This is a genomic window from Geobacter psychrophilus, from assembly GCF_056821595.1.
On sequence record NZ_JBXDTU010000002.1, the window covers coordinates 1 to 18,678 of the forward strand.

Here is an 18,678-nt window from a genome sequence, read left to right on the forward strand (position 1 = left end):
GGTATGGATTGCTCCGGCTGCGCCAAACATCTGGAAAGTGTAGCAAAGAGCATTGTCGGAGTGACGAAGATAACGACACTGCTCAGCGACCGAAAGGTTGTGGTGCTCTATGATCCGGCCAAGACCACAGCAACTGCGATCCGTGAGAGCATCGAAGCAGCGGGCTACGCCACTGGCGCCGACGGTGATGAAAAGACCGTCGAAGCAGAGAGTGCCAAACAACCGTTACAACCAGTTGCTCAGACTGGTCGTCAGGATCAACTGCACATCGAAAACATGGACTGCCCGACCGAAGAGGCGCTGATACGCAGCAAGCTTAAAGGGTTTCCTGGCGTGACGGGACTCGAATTCAACCTCTTGCAGCGAATCCTTACCATCTCCCACACCCTGCCATCGCTGGATTCGGTGGAAGTTGCCCTGAAGGCCATCGGTATGCAGGTTGGTGCGGTGGAGACACAGGCCGAATTACCCAGGGAAGAAAAGACCAATTGGTGGCCGCTGATCGTATCAGGGCTGGCCGCTTTGAGTGCCGAAATAATTGAATTAGCGACTGTCGGCCATCACTGGCTGACGCTGTTGCTGGCGCTTGTCGCAATCCTGACGGGCGGTCTGAAGACCTACAAAAAGGGGTGGATTGCGCTGCGCAACCGCAACCTGAACATTAATGCGCTCATGTCCATCGCCGTGACCGGCGCATTGTTCATCCGCCAGTGGCCGGAGGCGGCCATGGTAATGTTCCTGTTCGCTCTGGCCGAAGTGATTGAAGCCAAGTCACTCGATCGTGCCCGCAACGCTATCCGTGGCTTGATGGCCATGACCCCGGAAAACGCCACGGTACAGCTCCCCGACGGCTCATGGGGCGAGGTTCCAGCCGGGAGTGTTGCATTGGACAGCATCGTCCGCGTCCGACCGGGTGAGCGGATCGCTCTGGACGGGGTGGTGGTCGAAGGTAATTCGACGGTTGATCAGGCCCCGATCACCGGCGAAAGCCTGCCGGTGGAGAAGGGACCGGGTGAACCGGTCTTTGCCGGTACGATCAATCAGGCAGGATCGTTCCTGTTTCGAGTGACGGCCGTTGCCACTAACTCGACGCTGACCCGCATCATTCACGCGGTCGAGGCGGCACAGGGGAGCCGCGCACCGACCCAGCGTTTCGTTGACCAGTTTGCCCGGGTGTATACTCCGGCGGTATTCGCCGTGGCGCTGGCTGTAGCCGTAATTCCACCGCTGGTTTTCGGCGGTGTGTGGTTTGAGTGGATATATAAATCACTGGTGTTGCTGGTCATAGCCTGTCCCTGCGCGCTGGTAATTTCAACGCCGGTCACCATTGTCAGCGGCCTTGCCGCCGCCGCACGGCGCGGCATCCTGATCAAGGGCGGAGTCTACCTGGAGGAAGGGCGCAAGCTTGCCTGGCTGGCGCTGGACAAGACCGGCACTATCACTCATGGCAAACCGGCGCAGACTGACTTCGAAGCGCTGAACGGAATTGATCCGGAAGAAGTACGTTGTCTTGCCGCAAGCCTGGCCAGCCGCTCCGATCATCCGGTTTCGCACGCCATTGCTGTGTCTGCTGAAACAGACGGTATCATGCCGCGAGAAGTTTCGGATTTTGCCGCTCTGGCTGGCCGTGGCGTCACCGGTCGTATCGGCGATCGTGTGTATTACCTCGGAAACTCCCGGCTCATTGCAGAAAACGGCTTCGCAGAGCCTAATATTTCATCCCGGATTATGACCCTTGAACGCCAAGGAAAGAGCGTGGTCCTGCTGACGGATGATACCCGGCCGCTGGCGTTGTTCGGCGTTGCAGACACGATCAAGGAATCAAGCCGCGAGGCCATCGCCGACCTGCACCGGCTCGGTGTACGCACAATGATGCTCACCGGTGATAACCAACATACCGCCGAGGCGATTGCCAGGTCGGTCGGCATTGACGAGGTTAGGGCCGGACTGTTACCGGAGGATAAGCTAAGCGTCATTGAAACGTTCCAGGGCAACGGCGGTACCGTAGGTATGGTGGGCGACGGCATTAATGATGCCCCGGCTCTGGCACGCGCCGATGTTGGTTTTGCCATGGGTGCTGCTGGTACGGACACCGCTATCGAGACTGCCGATGTAGCTCTGATGGACGACGATCTGCGCAAGGTGGCGGTCTTTGTACAACTCTCACGTACCACTTCGGCGATACTGAAGCAGAACATCGCCTTGGCGCTGGGAATCAAGGTTGTGTTTCTCGTGCTCACGCTCTTGGGGCATGCCACCATGTGGATGGCAGTTTTTGCCGACATGGGGGCGAGCATGATTGTGGTGGCCAATGGGCTGCGGATGTTGCGTAAATAAAACAAAGCATGAGGTAGGAGCGGGCAACTTAGTTGGCCGTCTCAAGATCGACATCCTCTGACTTATTACTTCAAAATTGAGAATTTTATGCGAACACACTGGTTTCGAATCATATCAGCAATCCTCCTGCTTGCTGTTGTCATGCTGTTTTCCGGCTTGGCGTCCACAACTTTTGCGGATCAGATCGTAAAAGTCGAAACTACAGACAACAACCACTGCAATCCGAATGGAGGTCAGAGCTGTCCGCTCCCTTGCTCAACACCGGTCTGTCCCTTATGTATTTGCAGCATTGTCGATATAAGTCTACCGATTGAGATTCATACAAGCGTCCACATAGCAGAGCTCAATTACCCGGATGTTTCTGAAGCAATACCAGATCCCTCTATGAGCGAGATTTTCCACCCTCCGAAACCAGGTAACTCTGATTCTCAACATTCGTAGAGAGCGGCACCTCTACATAGTAAGGTCTGTCTTTCAAAAACTAACGTATATATTCAAGGAGATATAGTTATGAAAAAGCAAATATTGGCAACTTTTGTCGTCGCGATGGTTTTATCCCTCAGCGGTGCTGTCTATGCTGAAGATGGTACGTCAAGTATCAAGGTCATGCATACAGAAGCATTAAACAAGTTCCGGCTACAAACGGCAGATCTCAGGGAACAGCTTAAAGTTACGGACCTGGAACTCCGTGGCCTTTATGCCTATGATGGACTTGATACGTGGCGGGTTGCTGAACTGGAAGAGGATATTAAGAGAATAAAAACGAAGATCAAGTCTGTGGCTGTGAGCATGAATCTTGAGCCTTGCAACTGTCTTTAGACGTTATTGAAAATATGTGGAAGGGGGCCGAATGGCCCCCTTCCACGCATATTGAGAACGAATGGAATACAGGCAACCAAGTAAAGATTTTGGATTTAGAATTTAAGCGAAAAACTTTCAAAAGGAGGACGCATCATGAAAACATTCGTAAATTTGATTCTGGTGGTTGTGCTGGCTTCCCTTACAGGCTGTGCGGGGAACAGGGATTTAATTACTAAAACATCCATTGCTTCGCGACAGGATGTTTTTCAGGAAGTAAAAACTACGCAGGCAGTGCCTGGCAGGGCGGTGCTCAAGGTTGGATTTTCTATCAAGAATTTCAAGGCCCGGTTCATCAATACCTACTATAAGCATACAGACCCTCCCTACACAGCAATTTTAAATATTGATGGACAGACTGCGGTGTTATCTGATGACCCCGTACTTGAAGACTTGCCAGGCGACTTCAAAAACAATCCGGAAGTGGGCACAGGATGGAGGTATAATTTCAAAAAGACGCTTCAGCTTCAGCCAGGCAAGCACCATGTTTCTATTGCTGTTCCCTTATCTGATGTGATCATTGAAAAAGATATAGACCTGAAGGAAGGCGACAACATATTCAATATATCACCGATCTATAATGCACCGGTAACTCGATACCCCAAATTCCCCCGATTCTCAAAGGATATACGAGGGCTATCAGTGAAACTAAACAACCAGGATATTTGATCGCCATAATCAAAATGATGGGGATGTTTTGATATTTTCCAAATGTATTATATACGCTTGACATCATCTGACACATTCCGTATAAATGAAAACGGTTATCAATTTCAACAAGGGGTGTGTAAATGAAGGTAAAAGCGCTATCATTCGTTTTATTTGTTGTATCTCTTCTTCCTACGTATGTTATGGCAGAGGTGGAAAAGAAAATTCAGGACAACTCATTTCTGCTGGAGGAAGCGTACAATCAAGAAGCAGGGGTTGTGCAACATATCCAGAGCTTTATGTATCTGCAAAAGTCAAAGGATTGGATTTATACCTTTACGCAGGAATGGCCGGTGCCTAAAGAAACTCATCAGTTTTCCTATACCATCCCATTGGTACATTTGACCGATCCCATAAATTCGAGCGGTATTGGAGATATTGCTCTGAATTACCGTTATCAGGCTATTTTGAAGGATCATATAGCGGTTGCTCCAAGATTTTCCGTGATTCTGCCAACGGGAGATTACAAAAAGAGCCATGGTACCGATTCCGTTGGACTACAGACGAATATCGCTATGAGTATAGAATTATCAGAAAAGTTGGTTACCCACTGGAATCTTGGTGCTACCTACACACCACGCAGCAGGGAATCAGGCGGAGCAAGATCCGATACGACTGCGTTTAATTATGGTGCCAGCCTTATCTATCTTGCCACTGAGAATTTCAATCTGATGCTAGAAACTGCGGGAACATCGGGTGAATCGGTGCAATCGGATGGAAGTAAACAACAAGCAAGCACCTTTTTTATCAATCCGGGCGTTCGCTTTGCTATCAACCTTAAATCAGGGCTTCAAATCGTCCCAGGTTTCTCCATACCAATTGGAGTCGGACCATCCAAAGGGGAATATGGCGGTCTGGCGTATCTGTCATTTGAGCATAAGATGTTTTAGAAAACATCTCCCAATTGCTACAAAAAAATGCCTCCATTTATTCAGTGCAGGCATTTTTTACTGTTGGAAGGAAGGGGTCGTGCTCTTCCAAAAACCGCTCTATCTTCTCCCGGTTCTTCCTGAACCGCACCACTACGTGCTACTCTTCAGGGAGCCCTTTAACTGATGAGGCCATAACTGCGCGTGAGGCAGTCGAGAACAACTTTGTGAAGTTGAATGAAATTATTGTTGTTCAAATACCGTTAACTGATCGCGCTGGTGCATCCGCTTGATGTACTGGAGGATGCATCAGCGCGGCTCACAGACTCAAGATCCCATGGATTCTAGCATTGTTATAGCTGTTCATGATTCGTCACTTGAGGCTCCTTCTTGACGTCAAGCAACTCGATCTCAAAAGCAAGCGCAACTCCTGGTGGAACTAAATTCCCGTAGCCATTCTCGCCATAGGCCAACGATGCTGGACAGGATAATCTTGCTTTGCCGCCAGCCCTCATTTTCTGAATCCCTTCTCTCCAGCATTTCATGATGCTGTTAATTTCTAATTCACTTGGCGGCGTACCCATCATCGTCATGGCCACTGTTGACAGGCCACCTCAATTGAGCTGTTGTTGGTTACCAAACCCTGAAACAGGATAATGCTATTGATTGTCATGCAGCACAGTGCCTCAACGAGAGTCAGAGGCAACAGGTCTGGTGTACGCCCGTCATGGGCGTGAACTTATGGTGTGCAAGTCCCCTGTACGTGAATCCAGTCACTGTCGTGAGACAGGGTAAAACAAGTACTAGCCGAAGGCAAGGGCGTCTCCGCGAGGAGGGGTCTGGAGGAAGCCGGAGCGCAAAGCTATGAGCCGACGAACAGAAACAGCATACAAGGCCGTCATCCGGACAAGTCAGCACCACATGACGAAGTCCACGGATTCAGGAGAAGCGGTAAATGCTGCGGTTGTGTAGTGACAGTTCACGTTCTTATCTAGCATTTAGTCCCCCACTACATTGAATCCCCTCCCCTTGTCGTATATTCACCCAAAAGCCTATTAATCGCTTTATTATTGCTATTTGCGATTTATTGCATATAATTACCATTAAAGTGTTATTTGCGTGATTATGTTTATGTAGAGATCATGGAGGCAATAATGGCAAGAAAGAAAGTTAATCGCATTGAGTTCGATAATCCGCTTACTTTGGAAAAACTGAACTATATCACTTCGCAACATCCAGGTAAAACCTTGCAGCAAATCCTAGATATGGCTGTTGACTGTCTTTTTAAAGCTGAAGCAGAAAACATACAGCGCAACATTGCGCGTCTAATGGGTAAAAGCCCCATAATTGTCGATAATGAGCAATAAGCTCAATTACCGCTCTAAAAGCGAATAATGACGTTAAATGAGCATATGTGGTCATTATTTCTATTGGTGTCCGTACACGACCGGGCGGTCGTGTACGGATTTAGACAAATTTGACGTACCAAAATGGATATTTGAATGAAAAAAGCTATCGGATATATACGAGTCTCCACAGAGAAACAGGCAGAAGAAGGAGTCTCCCTGGAAGCACAAAAGGAGAAGATTCGAGCCTGGTGCGATATGCATGAGTATGAGCTGATTTCTATTGAAGAGGATGCAGGTGTTTCCGGCAAATCGATGAAGAAACGGGAAGGATTGAGACTGGCCTTGGATAAGGTAGATAAGGGAACCGCTTTAGTGGCTTACTCCTTCAGCCGACTGGCCAGGTCGACGCGGGATCTTCTGGATATTGCCGATCATCTACAGAAGCGTGATGCCGATCTGGTGAGTATTTCGGAGAGGATCGACACTTCCGGTGCCACTGGGCGGCTGGTATTCACGATCCTTGCTGCCTTGGCCCAGTTCGAGCGTGAGCTGATTGGTGAACGTACCAAGTCCTCTCTCGACCATAAGCGCAGGGTAGGGGAAGCATATTCACCCACCCCGTATGGTTTCGACCGGGTTGATGCAGAAGGAGAAAAGGCTCGACTCGTTCCAAATGTAGAGGAGTTGGCAATCCTGGATGCAATGCATCAAATGAAGACGGCCGGTGTGTCTTTGAGGGGAATTGCCAGCGATCTCAACCAGAGGGGTGTTCACCCTAAGCGTGGCGTTCAGTGGTATGCTTCTTCTGTAAAAAAGATGCTTTCAGTTGGTGATGAGCTTAAAACAGCCAAAACGAGGGCAAATTAATTAAAAGACATATTTTCGTTGAAGGGTAAGATTAGGGGCTGGAAGAGAAATCGCTTTATACGTGAAATTTGGAAGTCGATTATTTTTGGCAGTAACACTACCCCTTTATAAAAAGCCTAGCGTAGGTGCGCCGATAAGATCAGGGTTGGTGTGAAAACGGTACAGACCCTTTCGGCCTATAAGCGCGAAAAAGGCTATATCCTGTGACTTAAATGAATCGAGGTTCCGCAAGGCGGGGTTGTGAAGAGAGATATTTTCAATGGCGGCGGTGAGAGACAGGGCAAGACCACGCAGGTTTTCCTCGGCAACCGGACGGGCACTCAGATAATTGCTTACGGCAAACCAGGTAAGGGCAGCGGATAAAAGAATTCCTCCAAGCAGTACAAACTTTCTCATTCAATTTCGTTGCTAAAGTGCAGCCAGAACACGTTCCATCTTAACCCTAACCTGCGCGGCAATTTCGGTGAGTTCGGCATTGCCGATAACACCAAGGGCGGCAACTGGGTCCATGACCATGACCACGGTTTCACCGCTGTCATCCCGGTAGACGACCACATTGCAGGGGAGTAATGTACCAATGTTTATCTCCTTGGCAAATGCCTCCCATGCCAGTGCTGGGTTACAGGCACCCAGAATAACGTATTCGCGAAAGTCCCGACCGAGCTTTTCCTTGAATTTGTCTTGAATATTGATCTCGGTCAAAACGCCGAAACCTTCCTTGGCAAGTTCCACCCGGACCTTCTGTTCAACCTCTCTGAACGGTGCATCAACTTTTTTGCCGAATGCGTATGACGTTTCAGCATCCATGTCATTCCTCCTTTATTGCGGTTGCCGGATTAGTCACGGATTCTGACGTGACATGCTCGTAACTTACTGAAATTAAAATCGCATTTGCACACCTCCGCCGACACCGTAATCCGAATGCCACTGAAAGCGTAAGGAAAAAGCTTTACTGAAGGTATAGGACAAACCGGTCAGATATTCCCATTTGCCCTCGGTATCGTACTGGGCCTGACCGTTTAGTGCCAGACGTGGCGTAAGCTGAAAATTCTTGGCGGCCACTGCGCGAGCACGGCCGTCGCTTCCCACGAAGGAGCTGAGTTGTACGTTTAGCGGCAGCAGGTAGCGGATACCCAGTACTCCCCGGTCCTCCCTGATTGCATTGCCAAGATCCGCCCCGACAAACACGCTGAAAAACCGGTTTATGTAACGGTCCCAGGTAAGGAGGAGTTCCCATTCTGCGTTCGGCACTTTCTGCCACCCCACTTCCCAGGCAGCAGTGAATATGTTGCGGGTAGTGGAGATCTTCACGAACCCCTCTGTACTGTTGCTAAGTAAGTCTGCTTCTCCGAAGAAAACCAGCGGATCCTTGTAGAGCTGGGAACGGATCACCTCAAGTTGAGGGTTGATGGCAAAATTGTCGTAATGAACCATGCGTGCCATTCCCCCTTCCATGTGGTAGAGCAGGTGGCAGTGGAAGAACCAGTCGCCAACTTCATTGGCGTCAAATTCGATGACCGTGGTAGCCATGGGAACGACATCGACAGTATGTTTGAGTGGCGAGTAATCACCCTGGCCATTGATCACCCGGAAGAAGTGGCCGTGCAGATGCATCGGGTGATGCATCATGGTGCGGTTGATCATGATGAAGCGCACCACCTCCCCCTCACGTATCCGGATTGATTCGCTTTCAGACAGCGCTCTGTTGTTGATGAACCAGACATAACGCTGCATGTCGCCGTCGAGGGTGAGTCGGATCTCGCGTACCGGTTTCCCTGCATCCAGGGCTGTGGGTTTGATAGCGCGCAGTTGGGCATAAGGTGGCCATGGGCGGGCTTCGCTCATGCCATCCATTGCCAGGTTTCCTGAAATGGCCACGTCGCCGGCAAGCAGGCTGAAGCCAAAACCAAAGTTTTGGTCTCCTGACTCCCGCGGGGACTCTTCGGTTGTGGTCTGTGTGTCGGCCATTCCTGGCATAATATTGGAATCGTGTTGCGTAACAGTGCCAGTAGACATCGACATATCTGACATATCCATTGACATACCGGCATGAGCCCCATCGTCCATCGTCGTAGTCGGCGCAGTAGCATCGTGCTCCATGCCGTCCATGCCAGCCATGGAGTCCCCTTTCATCTCCTCCATCCCCATTATGCCCGGTTTGTCAAACTGTCCGGCATCCACAGCACGATCCGTCATTCCCGTAACACCATCCGGGGTAAGAGCAAAAATTTTCCCCAGACTGGAAGACCCCATGGAGGAATATAGATTTGGTCTCGGAACTTCAGGAGCAGCATGGCGTTCACCGGAACCGATCCAGACCGATGCATATCCTGAACCATCGTGAGCCGTCGCCCGAAACTCGTAAGCACCGTTATCAGGCACCGTCAGAAGCAGATCATACGTTTCGGCGACTCCGATCAAAAAACGTTGATGCTTGATAGATTCGACATCCTGACCATCTGCGGCAATGATGCGTACGGGTCCGCCGGCGAATTCCAGATAGAAGAATGAAGTGGCGGAACCGTCAATGATGCGTAGCCGCACCGTTTCGCCCGGCTTGGCATCGAGTACGATCTCCGGCTTGCCATTGGCGAGAAAACGGTCGTAGGCAACGTCGGCGATATCCATGACCGGCATGCGCTGAAGATCGCGGCCGAAATACGCTCCCAGCATGCCGAGGCGAGAAGCGCCGATGATGCTTTGGGCACTCCCCTTCTTCAGGGCGTACCACTCGCTACCACGTTTCAGGGTCCGGTAGACCGAATGGGGATCTTCATCAGTCCAATCCGAGAACAGAACAACAAAATCCCGCGCCGTTGAAGCAGCTTTGCCGCGCGGCTCGATGACTATGGCGCCATAGACCCCGCTCTGTTCCTGCAGACCCGTGTGGGAATGGTACCAGTACGTACCGCTTTGGCGGATCGGAAATTCGTAGGTGAAGGTAGCACCTGGCGCAATTGGGGGAAAACTGATGAAGGGGACACCATCCATGCCGGGGGGCACGAGTACGCCATGCCAATGGATGGAAGTCTCCGCCGGCATCGCATTGTGGACGCGGATACGGGCCAGGTCTCCTTCGGTGAAACGGAGAGTCGGGCCAGGAATGCCACCATTTATGGTCATTGCCGGTGTGGATGTGCCGGTGATATTGACATCCTGTTGAGCTATCGTGAGGTCATATTCTACAGTTGCGGCCTGCACCGATGGAGCGACGAAACAAACGGCCACCATGAGACTTAATACGAACGATAGCCGGGCAAACATCTGCATGCTGGGTCTCCTGTTCTGCACAGCCAATCGGGTTAGTTGGTGAGATTAACAGACAGCGAAGAGCCGGGATTTAAAGACATATGTACCGTCGTGCGTTGACTATTTGCAGTCTACCCGCCAAAGACAGTTTGCTTGGCCACACTCCGCTGCCGCCCCCGTATCAAAGCAGGGAGTATTTCCCTCTGCCGCCTGGACAGCCTTTACAACCGCAGTTTTTTTCATTTTGTCTGTTTTTAATCCTCGTTGAGCAGCCAATTCCCTGACTTCTGCAAGCTTCATATTCTGTTACCTCCTGCGAAACTTAGTTGCTTCCCTTGATAAAAGCTTCTTTACACTGTTCGGAGCAAAAGTAGAATGTCCGACCATCCCGTTCGACAGTGCCTGTTGCGGATGTTGACGGAATATGCATTCCACAGACAATGTCAATGACGGTGTTGTCTTTCTGGTAGAAGGGGTGTGATTCCAGACGGAGATAGGTATCAATGAATTCGAGGATTCTGTCCTCCACCCAACCGGCAAGAAGCTCCTCATCACAATCAAGAGGAAAGATCTCTTCAGAGTTGCCATTAAATTCCATAAGCACAGGGTGGATGCTCAGGTCATAGCGGGCGGTGAGGTGCTCATCTTTACCGGGCAACAGTGCGATGAGAAGCTTGACAGTTGCAGGGAAACGCGGTGTATGGGCGAACTCGCAGAGGCAGTTATAATCAGAGTCAGTATGCAGAAACTCAATCTTAGAATTGTCGAAGTACTGGGTTAATTCCTCCATGCGAGGAAAAATAATCGTTTCTATCTTGCTCTTCGCAATGGCGGCAAATCGTTCTCTCTGTTCCAGCAATTCTTTCATGTTGCTGTCGAGCTGATGCTGTTTGTCGGCAAGTTCGAGTTTGTGTTGTTTAAACCGATCGTGAATTCTTTTTGCTAACCTGCTTACCTCTTCCATACCCTTACCTCCACCCTTTGTAACGGCAGGATCAATCGCGGAACTTGGCATGACATGCAGCACATATTTCCTCAGCCTTTTTGAAAGCGGTTTTTGCCCCGGCAAAATCTCCCTTTTTGGCAAGATTCTGCGTGGAAGCTACCGTTTTTTCAAAGTCTGTTGCAAGATCCACGAATTTTTTCCGCTCTTTTACATTTTTATGCGGTTTGGACTTCTTCAGATCGGGAAGCGCTGCCATAATCTTTCCTGCTTCCGCCTCAACAGCAGCTGCATCGCCCTTTTCCAGAGCTGCTTCCAGCTTGGCTGATGCCACTGAAAACATCGGCATCATGGCGTGCATCTTCTGCATCTTAGCAGCAGATGTCACAGTTTTGCCATGCGTTTCCTTGCCTTGGGCGAATGTTTCGATGGGTTCAATGAGTAAAACAACCGCAGACAGTGCCACGGCGATTAACAAAAATATCTTCATATTATCTCCTCAACTGTAAACATGATACAAAAGCTTCGGGACGTCGTTGGCCCGTCGCCTTTTGTGCGGTAATATTATTTTGCAGGCTGCACCAGTAATGAAGAAGCATCTTTTTTGGCGACATCACCGACCTTTATCTCGCCTTTGATAACTTCCGCTTCGAAATAGTGCTCTCCTGTGAACGAGAGAACCTTCACAGCTCCGATTTCCTTCTCCTGACGGTTCTTGCCGCTAATACGAAAAACCGGGAGCACGTCGTTAATCGCGATCTCCTTCTGTGCCTCCACTTTGCTACTATGGAACAGGTGTACTTTGTTGCCCATTTTCATGACTACTTCGTTTTTGACTTTTTTGTTGGCAGCCTGGCTTACGACAGGAATCGCCAACATGACAGAAAGTGTGAGCAGCGTTATGATCTTAAATACATTTTTCATTTTCGTATCTCCTTTATTGTGGTTTCTTCACCGATGTTAGGGAGAACCTGTAATCTCATACCTCCTCTCTGCACAAAAGCTGAATATGACTAAACGCTCTCCCCTTTGATCCAGGTCATAATTCAGCGCGGATAGCATCCGCTTGATCAGGATGATTGAGCCACAGCTCATTGTTGTTCGTGCTGTTTCACTTCAAGTAACCAGACATTGTCTCCCTCTGCCTGCCGGCCAAGCTTATCAACCACCTTCCAGCGCACCTTGATTGGCGTGCGCTCCTTAAATTGTGACGGGTCTTTCGGCTTGAACACTGCCGCCATGTCAAAGACTGAGTGATACAGGTCGCCAGCAAACGGTTGCCCATCCTTGGAGAAAAGCTTCAGTTCCTTGACTTCCACCGGACGGTCGAAAAAGGCATTCACGTCTTCGATGTTCTTGGCCCCTTTATCCCGCATGGCGGTGACACTCAGAAGTCGTGGGAGTGCTGGCTGCTGGACGGCACTATCATCGGCATTTTTTACCAAGGTGCTTAATGGGCTTTCTTTTCCTTCAACCTGGATCTGAACATCCTTGACCCCCTTGAACTGATGTAAGGTCAAGGCAAGCGCATGAGCGGTCGCAGCATCAGCCGATGTATCCAGTTCTTTGCTCAGGTTTACCGTAACCGTACCCTGATCTTCGTTGATTGCGATCAGACGACTTCCGCTGGGGAACGTAATAAATTCCCCCTGGTAGCTACCGGTATCCATGCCGCCCAAGAGGCGCTCGACGGCTACTTTCTTGAGGCTTCCCTCGTCGAAGGTAAAAAACGGAAATGGAATTACTTTGCCTGGATCTTTACGTGAAGGGAAATAGATCACAAAAGCGTACGCAATAGCCTTGTCAACAGTTGGTGCTGCCCCAAAATACTTCTCATAGACTGGGGTTGCCACAACCTTTCCAGGTTTCTCAACTGGTATCTCTTTTTTCTGATAGGTGATGGCGTAGACTAAAAAGATGGCCAATGAGATTGTTACAATAATGGAAATAATTTTTTTCATAGAAGTTTGGTTGGAAAAGCTGAGGCGGGCTTTTGGCCCGCCCCGGTTGGTTAAATTCAAGGTCCGTTCAGTTGATCCAGAATTTTATTGGCTTCTTTCAATTTTTTCTCTAGATTTTTCAGCTCCTTGGCATTGTACTTCTTTGTACCCTTCGCAACTTCAGCATCTAATCGCTTAATCTTCTCCTGGATCGTTTCTGCCTGTAAGGCACATTCTCTCGTGCCTGAAGATGTCTCCATCTTCATGCCCGCATGCTCGGCTGCCAATGCCGGCATTGCACCAAACAGGCCCACTGCTGCTATTACCAAAAGCATTTTTTTCATATTATTCTCCTTCTTCTGGGAATTCGGAGATATAAACCTCCGTTTGAATAACGTATCATAATATTTGTTTGTGTCAATTTTTACTTCACCGTGTACCAGAATTTGGCCTGGCGTACTTTTCCATCCTTCAGTTGAAATTTGCTCATCACGCCGTACTTACCCTTCTTGGAAAAATCAAAATCCGCCCCAAAATGCCCCTGCATGGCCATCAGATCACGGTCCGTTTGCCAGTCCGGGGCCGGAGATTAGTACTAGTGAGATTCAGAAAGAGGAGCGGCTACAGGTTGGGGTTGAACCAGCAAAGCCGTGCCTGCCCTCTTGGCGATGTCGCCTTTTTGAATTTTCCCCTTAGTAATCACAGCTTCAAAGTAATGTTCACCGAAGAAGGAGAGCACCTTCACCTGCCCGACCTCTTTTTCCTCGGATCCTATACCAGACTTACTTTCCGAAACGCTGGAGCCTTTAAAAATTAGTCGATACACCGGAAGCACATCACCCACGGCAATCTCCTTTTGAGCCGGCACATTGCTACTGTGGAACAGGTGGACCTTGTCCCCAATCTTCATGACAACTTCACTTTTAGCGATTTTACCGCCTGCTGCAGCGGCGCTGAGCGGCAGTACTGCAATCAGGGCCAGTGCAATGACTGGAATTACTTTCAAGAATCTTTTCATGATCGTATCTCCTTTTGGTAGTTGTGTTACTTCACCGTGTACCAGAATTTGGCCTGGCGTACTTTTCCATCCTTCAGTTGAAATTTGCTCATCACGCCGTACTTACCCTTCTTGGAAAAATCAAAATCCGCCCCAAAATGCCCCTGCATGGCCATCAGATCTTTGCTCTGCTCGCTTTTGTCAGGGTTCTGTACCTTGACCTTGACCTCGCCCTCGGTCAGGGCTTTGCCGGTTTTAGCATCCTTGAATTCAACAGCAATGTGGTGGGTTTCTTTCATACCCTTGGGCAATTCCATGTTCATGGCCTTCATGTGCTCCTTCATGCTCATGACCTTGAAGGTCGCCTTGACGCCGTCGACAACCTCTTCATGGGCAACATCGCCCTGATGGGCACCATGTCCCATATCCATGGAGCCATGGTCCATAGCAGCGAAAGAAGCCATAGGGGCTGTGAGGGCCAGAGCTGCTGCTATCAGTACGGTCATCTTTTTCATTGTTTACGTCTCCTTATTGTTGGTGTGGATCTTATTCTAATAGAAAGCATTGATCATGCCAAACTGTAACACCCTTATTTTGTATTGTATTTTATAAAAGTCGGGTTTATTGCTGAAGACTATTCAACAGCAGGTGTAGCATTTTCTCTGATGAAAGAGACTGGCTTTAAGGGGGAACCCCAACATTCATGCAATGAGGGGCCATTTGTAAATAAGTATCATACGCACCGCAATAATCTTATCTTCCAATCCACATCGCCCTCTCCTAAAAATTCACGAAAAACAGTTGTTTTACGTGAAAGCATCGTCACCGCAGGCTTATGCGAGACAAACATATCAAAAACATAGAAATTTATCACGAAAAACATTGACGGAATGGTACTGCATTTGATATTCACGAAAACATATCGAATAACGTTTATCGTGGAGAGGTGAGCATGCTTGTTGGCTACTGTAGGGTCAGTATAGCTGATGACCGACAAACAACGGATCTACAACAAGACGCACTCTTGAATGTCGGGATCGATAAGCGGAATATTTATGAGGATCGGGCTTCTGGTGCTAAAGATAACCGTCCCGGACTCAAGGCGTGCCTTGATTATCTCACGGAAGGAGACATTCTCGTTGTATGGCGACTTGACCGCCTGGGGCGTTCATTGACTCATCTCATTGAGATCGTTGCCGGTCTCAAGTCGCGTGGTATCGGCTTTCGCTCTTTAAATGAGACAATCGACACGACCACCGCCACAGGGGAGCTGCTGTTCCACTTGTTTGGTGCATTAGCCCAATACGAACGAGCCCTTATTCGAGAACGCGTGATAGCCGGTCTGCGCGCAGCGGAACGTAGGGGGCGGCAAGGCGGTCGGCCGCGTGCACTAGATTTTGAAAAAATAGAAGCCGCAAAAGAATTACTTGCCGGAGGACGTACAGTATCGGCGGCTGCGCGAACTCTTGGTATTCCACGGAGTACATTAGTAGGTACCCTGCAACGAGAAAGCGAATTGGTCCAAGACCGGTAGAATGAACTCCTGGCAATGGTTTTATTGAATTCAACCAGTGATATATACGCAATCGGTTCTTTTCGCACAAATCTAAAATGATGTGGTGACCTGCACATGGCGCATCCCCTTGTTCATCCAGAGGAGTGGCTCATTCTTCCAGAAGAAGAGCGAATGCTGACAAATCGAACACCCCATGGGCGTTTGGGATTTGCAGTTCTTTTGAAATTTTTCCAGGTCAAGGGAAGGTTTCCTAACTGGCAGGGAGAGGTGGGCAAAGAAATTCTTGCCAATATCGCTGAACAGATCGGGGTCCCAGTCGAAGCATGGCTTGACCTGAACTGGGAAGGGCGAACCATCAAACGTCACCGTGCCGATATTCGTGAATGGTGCGGTTATCGGGAAGTTACTCTCTCCGATTTGGAAATTTTCAGACGCTGGCTTGTTGAAGAAATAATTCCTCAGGGATATCGGGCGGACCGTGTGCGAGAAGCCCTATCGCAGAGATGTCGTGATCTTCGAATAGAACTACCCGCATCAGACCACTCAAACCGATTAATTCAATCTGCTTTCCAGGAGCATGAGACCCGCTTCTGCGAGACCCTTGTTCAGAACCTAAACTCAGCAACGCTGGGTCGCCTGGATTCTCTTCTCCAACTTCAACACTCGATGGGAGACGAAGCAGAGTGGACAGCCTGGCAAACCCTCAAGAGTGATCCCGGTAAAGCCGGTTTGGAAAGTGTCAAGGAGGCTGTTGCCCGCCTGCGAACCGTCAGAGAAATAGGAATGTCTGACGCACTTTTCAAATCAGTCTCTCCGAAACTTTTAGAACGGTACGCCAAACGAGCTGCCGTCGAGGAACCTTTTGAATTGAGACGTCACACAGATCATTTGCGTGTGACTTTAATGGCCGCATTCCTCCACCTTCGCAGTGAGGAACTTACCGATCACCTGGTGGACCTGCTGGTTGAGACCGTCCACAAGATGGGTAAAAAGGCTGAAAGTCGTATTGATGAGAGCCTGAGCGAGGCTCTTCAAAAAGCACCCAGTAAGATGGCAAAGCTCTATCGGATTGCTAAGGCCTCGGTAGAAGCACCCCAAGGTGTCGTTGCAGAAGTAATTTTTCCAGAAGCTCCTGAAAAATGGTTGCAGGCACTGATTCTGGAAGTAGAGGGTGCGGCGGGATATACTGGCAAAGTCAAGAAGGCCTTGCAGAGTTCCTATCGTTTTCACTACCGCAGAATGCTTCCGGAACTGTTAAACAACCTGGAGTTCCGCTGTACCAATACTCAATATCAACCGCTGATGCAGGCGCTTGTGCTCGTAAAATCACAGTTGGAAATCAAGAAACCATTTTTCCCGGAAGGGATGGAAATACCCCTGAAGGGAATCGTACCGTCAAGCTGGATGCCGCTGGTCATCGAGGATGAAAAAGTCAACCGGGTGGCCTACGAAATATGCGTCCTGAAGGCCCTGCGCGAACAGCTCCGTTGCCGTGAAATTTGGGTAGTAGGCAGCCGGCGGTATCGTAATCCGGAAGATGATTTACCCCAGGATTTTGAGGAGCGCAAAGCTGCCTACTACGAGGATCTGGGTATTCCCCTTGATGCAAAGGCCTTCACCGCATCACTACGGGAGGAACTGACGCTCCACCTGAAGAACCTTGACGAGCGGATAATTGCAAACCCCAAAGTGAATATCGTCCCAATCAAGAATGGGCACAAGATATCAATTACTCCCTTTGAACCACAAACAGAACCGGAAAACCTTGCAACACTCAAGCGGGAGATTAATCAACGTTGGCCCGGCACGAGCCTGCTTGACATCCTGAAGGAAACAGATCTGCGTGCGGACTTTTCCCGTTTTATTCAAAGCGGTACCGAACGCAGCCATATGGATAAGGCCACTCTCCAGCGAAGAATTCTGCTCAGCTTGTTTGGCATGGGGACAAATACGGGCATCAAGAGCATGGAGTCCTTGCCGGAAGATGATTACAAGGAACTACTCTACATTCGGCGGCGGTTTATCTCCAACGAAGGTTTGCGCCAAGCCATTGCCCAAGTGGTGAACGCTACCCTGGCTGTACGTCTGCCGGGAGTCTGGGGCGAAGCCACAACTGCCTGTGCAGCAGATTCAAAACAGTTCGGAGCTTGGGACCAGAACCTCCTGACCGAATGGCACCTCCGATATGGAGGTCGAGGGGTCATGGTTTACTGGCATGTTGAGAAGAATGCAACCTGCATCTACTCACAGTTCAAGCGGGTCTCTTCTTCGGAAGCCGCTGCAATGATCCAAGGGGTACTGCGACATTGTACCGAAATGGAGGTTGACCGCCAGTATGTTGACAGTCACGGCCAGAACGCCATTGCTTTTGCTTTCTGCAGACTACTGGGGTTTGATCTTATGCCGCGGCTGAAAGGGATTAACAGGCAGAAACTGTACAAGGCAGAGGCCGGACAGGATTTTTCCAACATAAATCCGGTGATGGCAGCCAAGGCAATCAACTGGGAACTGATTGAAGAACAACTGGATACCATGGTGAAGCACGCCGCCGCTCTGAAGTTGGGAATGGCGGATGCGGAGAGCCTTTTGCGCCGATTTAGCCGGAGCAATATCCAGCATCCTGCCTACAAGGCATTGGCAGAGCTGGGTAAGGCCATTAAAACCATATTCCTCTGTCGTTATCTGGATTCTGAAGAACTACGGAGGGAGATTCACGTTGGCCTCAACGTGGTTGAAAGCTGGAACAGCACCAACGGTTTCATCTATTACGGCAAACGGGGTGAAATATCAACAAACCGCAAGGATAATCAGGAAATGGGCCTGTTGTGTCTGCATCTGCTGCAAGCGAGCATGGTTTACATCAACACCTTAATGATCCAGCAGGTGCTTGAGGAGCCTGGCTGGTCGGAACGGATGACACCCCGGGATCTGGCGGCGCTGAGTCCGCTTATCACCCAGCATATCAATCCTTATGGACGTTTTGAGCTGGATATGGAGGCCCGGTTGCCGCTTGCAGCTTGACCGAGATTGATAGCTTGTTATTCA

General features: G+C 49.6%; 20 protein-coding genes. 8 read left to right on the forward strand and 12 right to left on the reverse strand.

All coding sequences use genetic code 11. The annotated features are described in order from the left end of the window. The 4 genes from ACOCF6_RS00165 to ACOCF6_RS00180 all read left to right on the forward strand — a co-directional run. Nucleotides 1-2,337, forward strand: a 2,337-nt coding sequence (locus ACOCF6_RS00165; RefSeq protein ID WP_482458364.1) for a heavy metal translocating P-type ATPase, incomplete at its 5' end; no start/stop codon positions are given. A 510-nt stretch (nucleotides 2,338-2,847) separates the two neighbouring features. Next, nucleotides 2,848-3,156 (forward strand): hypothetical protein, encoded by a 309-nt coding sequence (locus ACOCF6_RS00170; RefSeq protein WP_482458365.1) that lies wholly within the window; start codon nucleotides 2,848-2,850, stop codon nucleotides 3,154-3,156. 135 nt (nucleotides 3,157-3,291) lie between these two features. Next, a complete protein-coding gene (locus ACOCF6_RS00175; RefSeq protein WP_482458366.1) occupies nucleotides 3,292-3,864 on the forward strand; it encodes a hypothetical protein in 573 nt (190 codons plus the stop codon). Between the two features lie 122 nt (nucleotides 3,865-3,986). Continuing rightward, nucleotides 3,987-4,793 (forward strand): transporter, encoded by an 807-nt coding sequence (locus tag ACOCF6_RS00180; RefSeq protein WP_482458367.1) that lies wholly within the window; start codon nucleotides 3,987-3,989, stop codon nucleotides 4,791-4,793. A gap of 332 nt (nucleotides 4,794-5,125) precedes the next feature. Here ACOCF6_RS00180 and ACOCF6_RS00185 read toward each other — a convergent pair whose 3' ends face one another. Next, the gene (locus tag ACOCF6_RS00185; protein WP_482458449.1) at nucleotides 5,126-5,365 is read right to left on the reverse strand and encodes an FKBP-type peptidyl-prolyl cis-trans isomerase; all 240 of its coding nucleotides are present in this window, start codon (nucleotides 5,363-5,365) and stop codon (nucleotides 5,126-5,128) included. 561 nt (nucleotides 5,366-5,926) lie between these two features. Here ACOCF6_RS00185 and ACOCF6_RS00190 point away from each other — a divergent pair. After that, complete coding sequence (locus ACOCF6_RS00190; RefSeq protein WP_482458368.1) at nucleotides 5,927-6,139, forward strand: hypothetical protein; 213 nt, start codon at nucleotides 5,927-5,929, stop codon at nucleotides 6,137-6,139. 135 nt (nucleotides 6,140-6,274) lie between these two features. Next, nucleotides 6,275-6,988 carry a recombinase family protein gene (locus tag ACOCF6_RS00195; RefSeq protein WP_482458369.1) on the forward strand — a complete coding sequence of 238 codons (714 nt, stop codon included), beginning with the start codon at nucleotides 6,275-6,277 and terminating at the stop codon, nucleotides 6,986-6,988. Between the two features lie 105 nt (nucleotides 6,989-7,093). Here ACOCF6_RS00195 and ACOCF6_RS00200 read toward each other — a convergent pair whose 3' ends face one another. The 11 genes from ACOCF6_RS00200 to ACOCF6_RS00250 form a co-directional block, all read right to left on the reverse strand. Then, nucleotides 7,094-7,384: a hypothetical protein gene (locus tag ACOCF6_RS00200; protein ID WP_482458370.1), complete on the reverse strand. Its 291-nt coding sequence runs from the start codon at nucleotides 7,382-7,384 to the stop codon at nucleotides 7,094-7,096. A gap of 12 nt (nucleotides 7,385-7,396) precedes the next feature. Further along, complete coding sequence (locus ACOCF6_RS00205; protein ID WP_482458371.1) at nucleotides 7,397-7,795, reverse strand: DUF302 domain-containing protein; 399 nt, start codon at nucleotides 7,793-7,795, stop codon at nucleotides 7,397-7,399. Between the two features lie 72 nt (nucleotides 7,796-7,867). Then, nucleotides 7,868-10,258 carry a multicopper oxidase domain-containing protein gene (locus ACOCF6_RS00210; RefSeq protein ID WP_482458372.1) on the reverse strand — a complete coding sequence of 797 codons (2,391 nt, stop codon included), beginning with the start codon at nucleotides 10,256-10,258 and terminating at the stop codon, nucleotides 7,868-7,870. Between the two features lie 99 nt (nucleotides 10,259-10,357). After that, on the reverse strand, nucleotides 10,358-10,537 hold the full coding sequence (locus ACOCF6_RS00215; protein ID WP_482458373.1) for an SAP domain-containing protein: 180 nt from the start codon (nucleotides 10,535-10,537) through the stop codon (nucleotides 10,358-10,360). A gap of 22 nt (nucleotides 10,538-10,559) precedes the next feature. Beyond that, nucleotides 10,560-11,201: a YHS domain-containing protein gene (locus tag ACOCF6_RS00220; RefSeq protein ID WP_482458374.1), complete on the reverse strand. Its 642-nt coding sequence runs from the start codon at nucleotides 11,199-11,201 to the stop codon at nucleotides 10,560-10,562. Nucleotides 11,202-11,232: 31 nt separating this feature from the next. After that, on the reverse strand, nucleotides 11,233-11,670 hold the full coding sequence (locus ACOCF6_RS00225) for a cytochrome c (protein ID WP_482458375.1): 438 nt from the start codon (nucleotides 11,668-11,670) through the stop codon (nucleotides 11,233-11,235). Between the two features lie 74 nt (nucleotides 11,671-11,744). Beyond that, nucleotides 11,745-12,104 carry a hypothetical protein gene (locus tag ACOCF6_RS00230; protein ID WP_482458376.1) on the reverse strand — a complete coding sequence of 120 codons (360 nt, stop codon included), beginning with the start codon at nucleotides 12,102-12,104 and terminating at the stop codon, nucleotides 11,745-11,747. A 167-nt stretch (nucleotides 12,105-12,271) separates the two neighbouring features. Beyond that, a complete protein-coding gene (locus ACOCF6_RS00235; RefSeq protein ID WP_482458377.1) occupies nucleotides 12,272-13,201 on the reverse strand; it encodes a GerMN domain-containing protein in 930 nt (309 codons plus the stop codon). Next, nucleotides 13,198-13,464 carry a hypothetical protein gene (locus tag ACOCF6_RS00240; protein WP_482458378.1) on the reverse strand — a complete coding sequence of 89 codons (267 nt, stop codon included), beginning with the start codon at nucleotides 13,462-13,464 and terminating at the stop codon, nucleotides 13,198-13,200. The genes ACOCF6_RS00235 and ACOCF6_RS00240 overlap by 4 nt, the downstream gene beginning before the upstream one ends. A gap of 251 nt (nucleotides 13,465-13,715) precedes the next feature. After that, nucleotides 13,716-14,138, reverse strand: coding sequence for a hypothetical protein (locus ACOCF6_RS00245; protein WP_482458379.1), 423 nt, complete (start codon nucleotides 14,136-14,138; stop codon nucleotides 13,716-13,718). 26 nt (nucleotides 14,139-14,164) lie between these two features. Continuing rightward, on the reverse strand, nucleotides 14,165-14,632 hold the full coding sequence (locus ACOCF6_RS00250; RefSeq protein WP_482458380.1) for a hypothetical protein: 468 nt from the start codon (nucleotides 14,630-14,632) through the stop codon (nucleotides 14,165-14,167). A gap of 437 nt (nucleotides 14,633-15,069) precedes the next feature. On the opposite strand from ACOCF6_RS00250, the gene ACOCF6_RS00255 reads away from it, so the two are divergent. Together ACOCF6_RS00255 and ACOCF6_RS00260 are read left to right on the forward strand one after the other, a co-directional pair. After that, nucleotides 15,070-15,651, forward strand: a complete 582-nt coding sequence (locus ACOCF6_RS00255; protein WP_482458381.1) for a recombinase family protein — start codon at nucleotides 15,070-15,072, stop codon at nucleotides 15,649-15,651. Between the two features lie 96 nt (nucleotides 15,652-15,747). Continuing rightward, a complete protein-coding gene (locus ACOCF6_RS00260; RefSeq protein ID WP_482458382.1) occupies nucleotides 15,748-18,654 on the forward strand; it encodes a Tn3 family transposase in 2,907 nt (968 codons plus the stop codon). The last annotated feature ends 24 nt before the right edge of the window (nucleotides 18,655-18,678 follow it).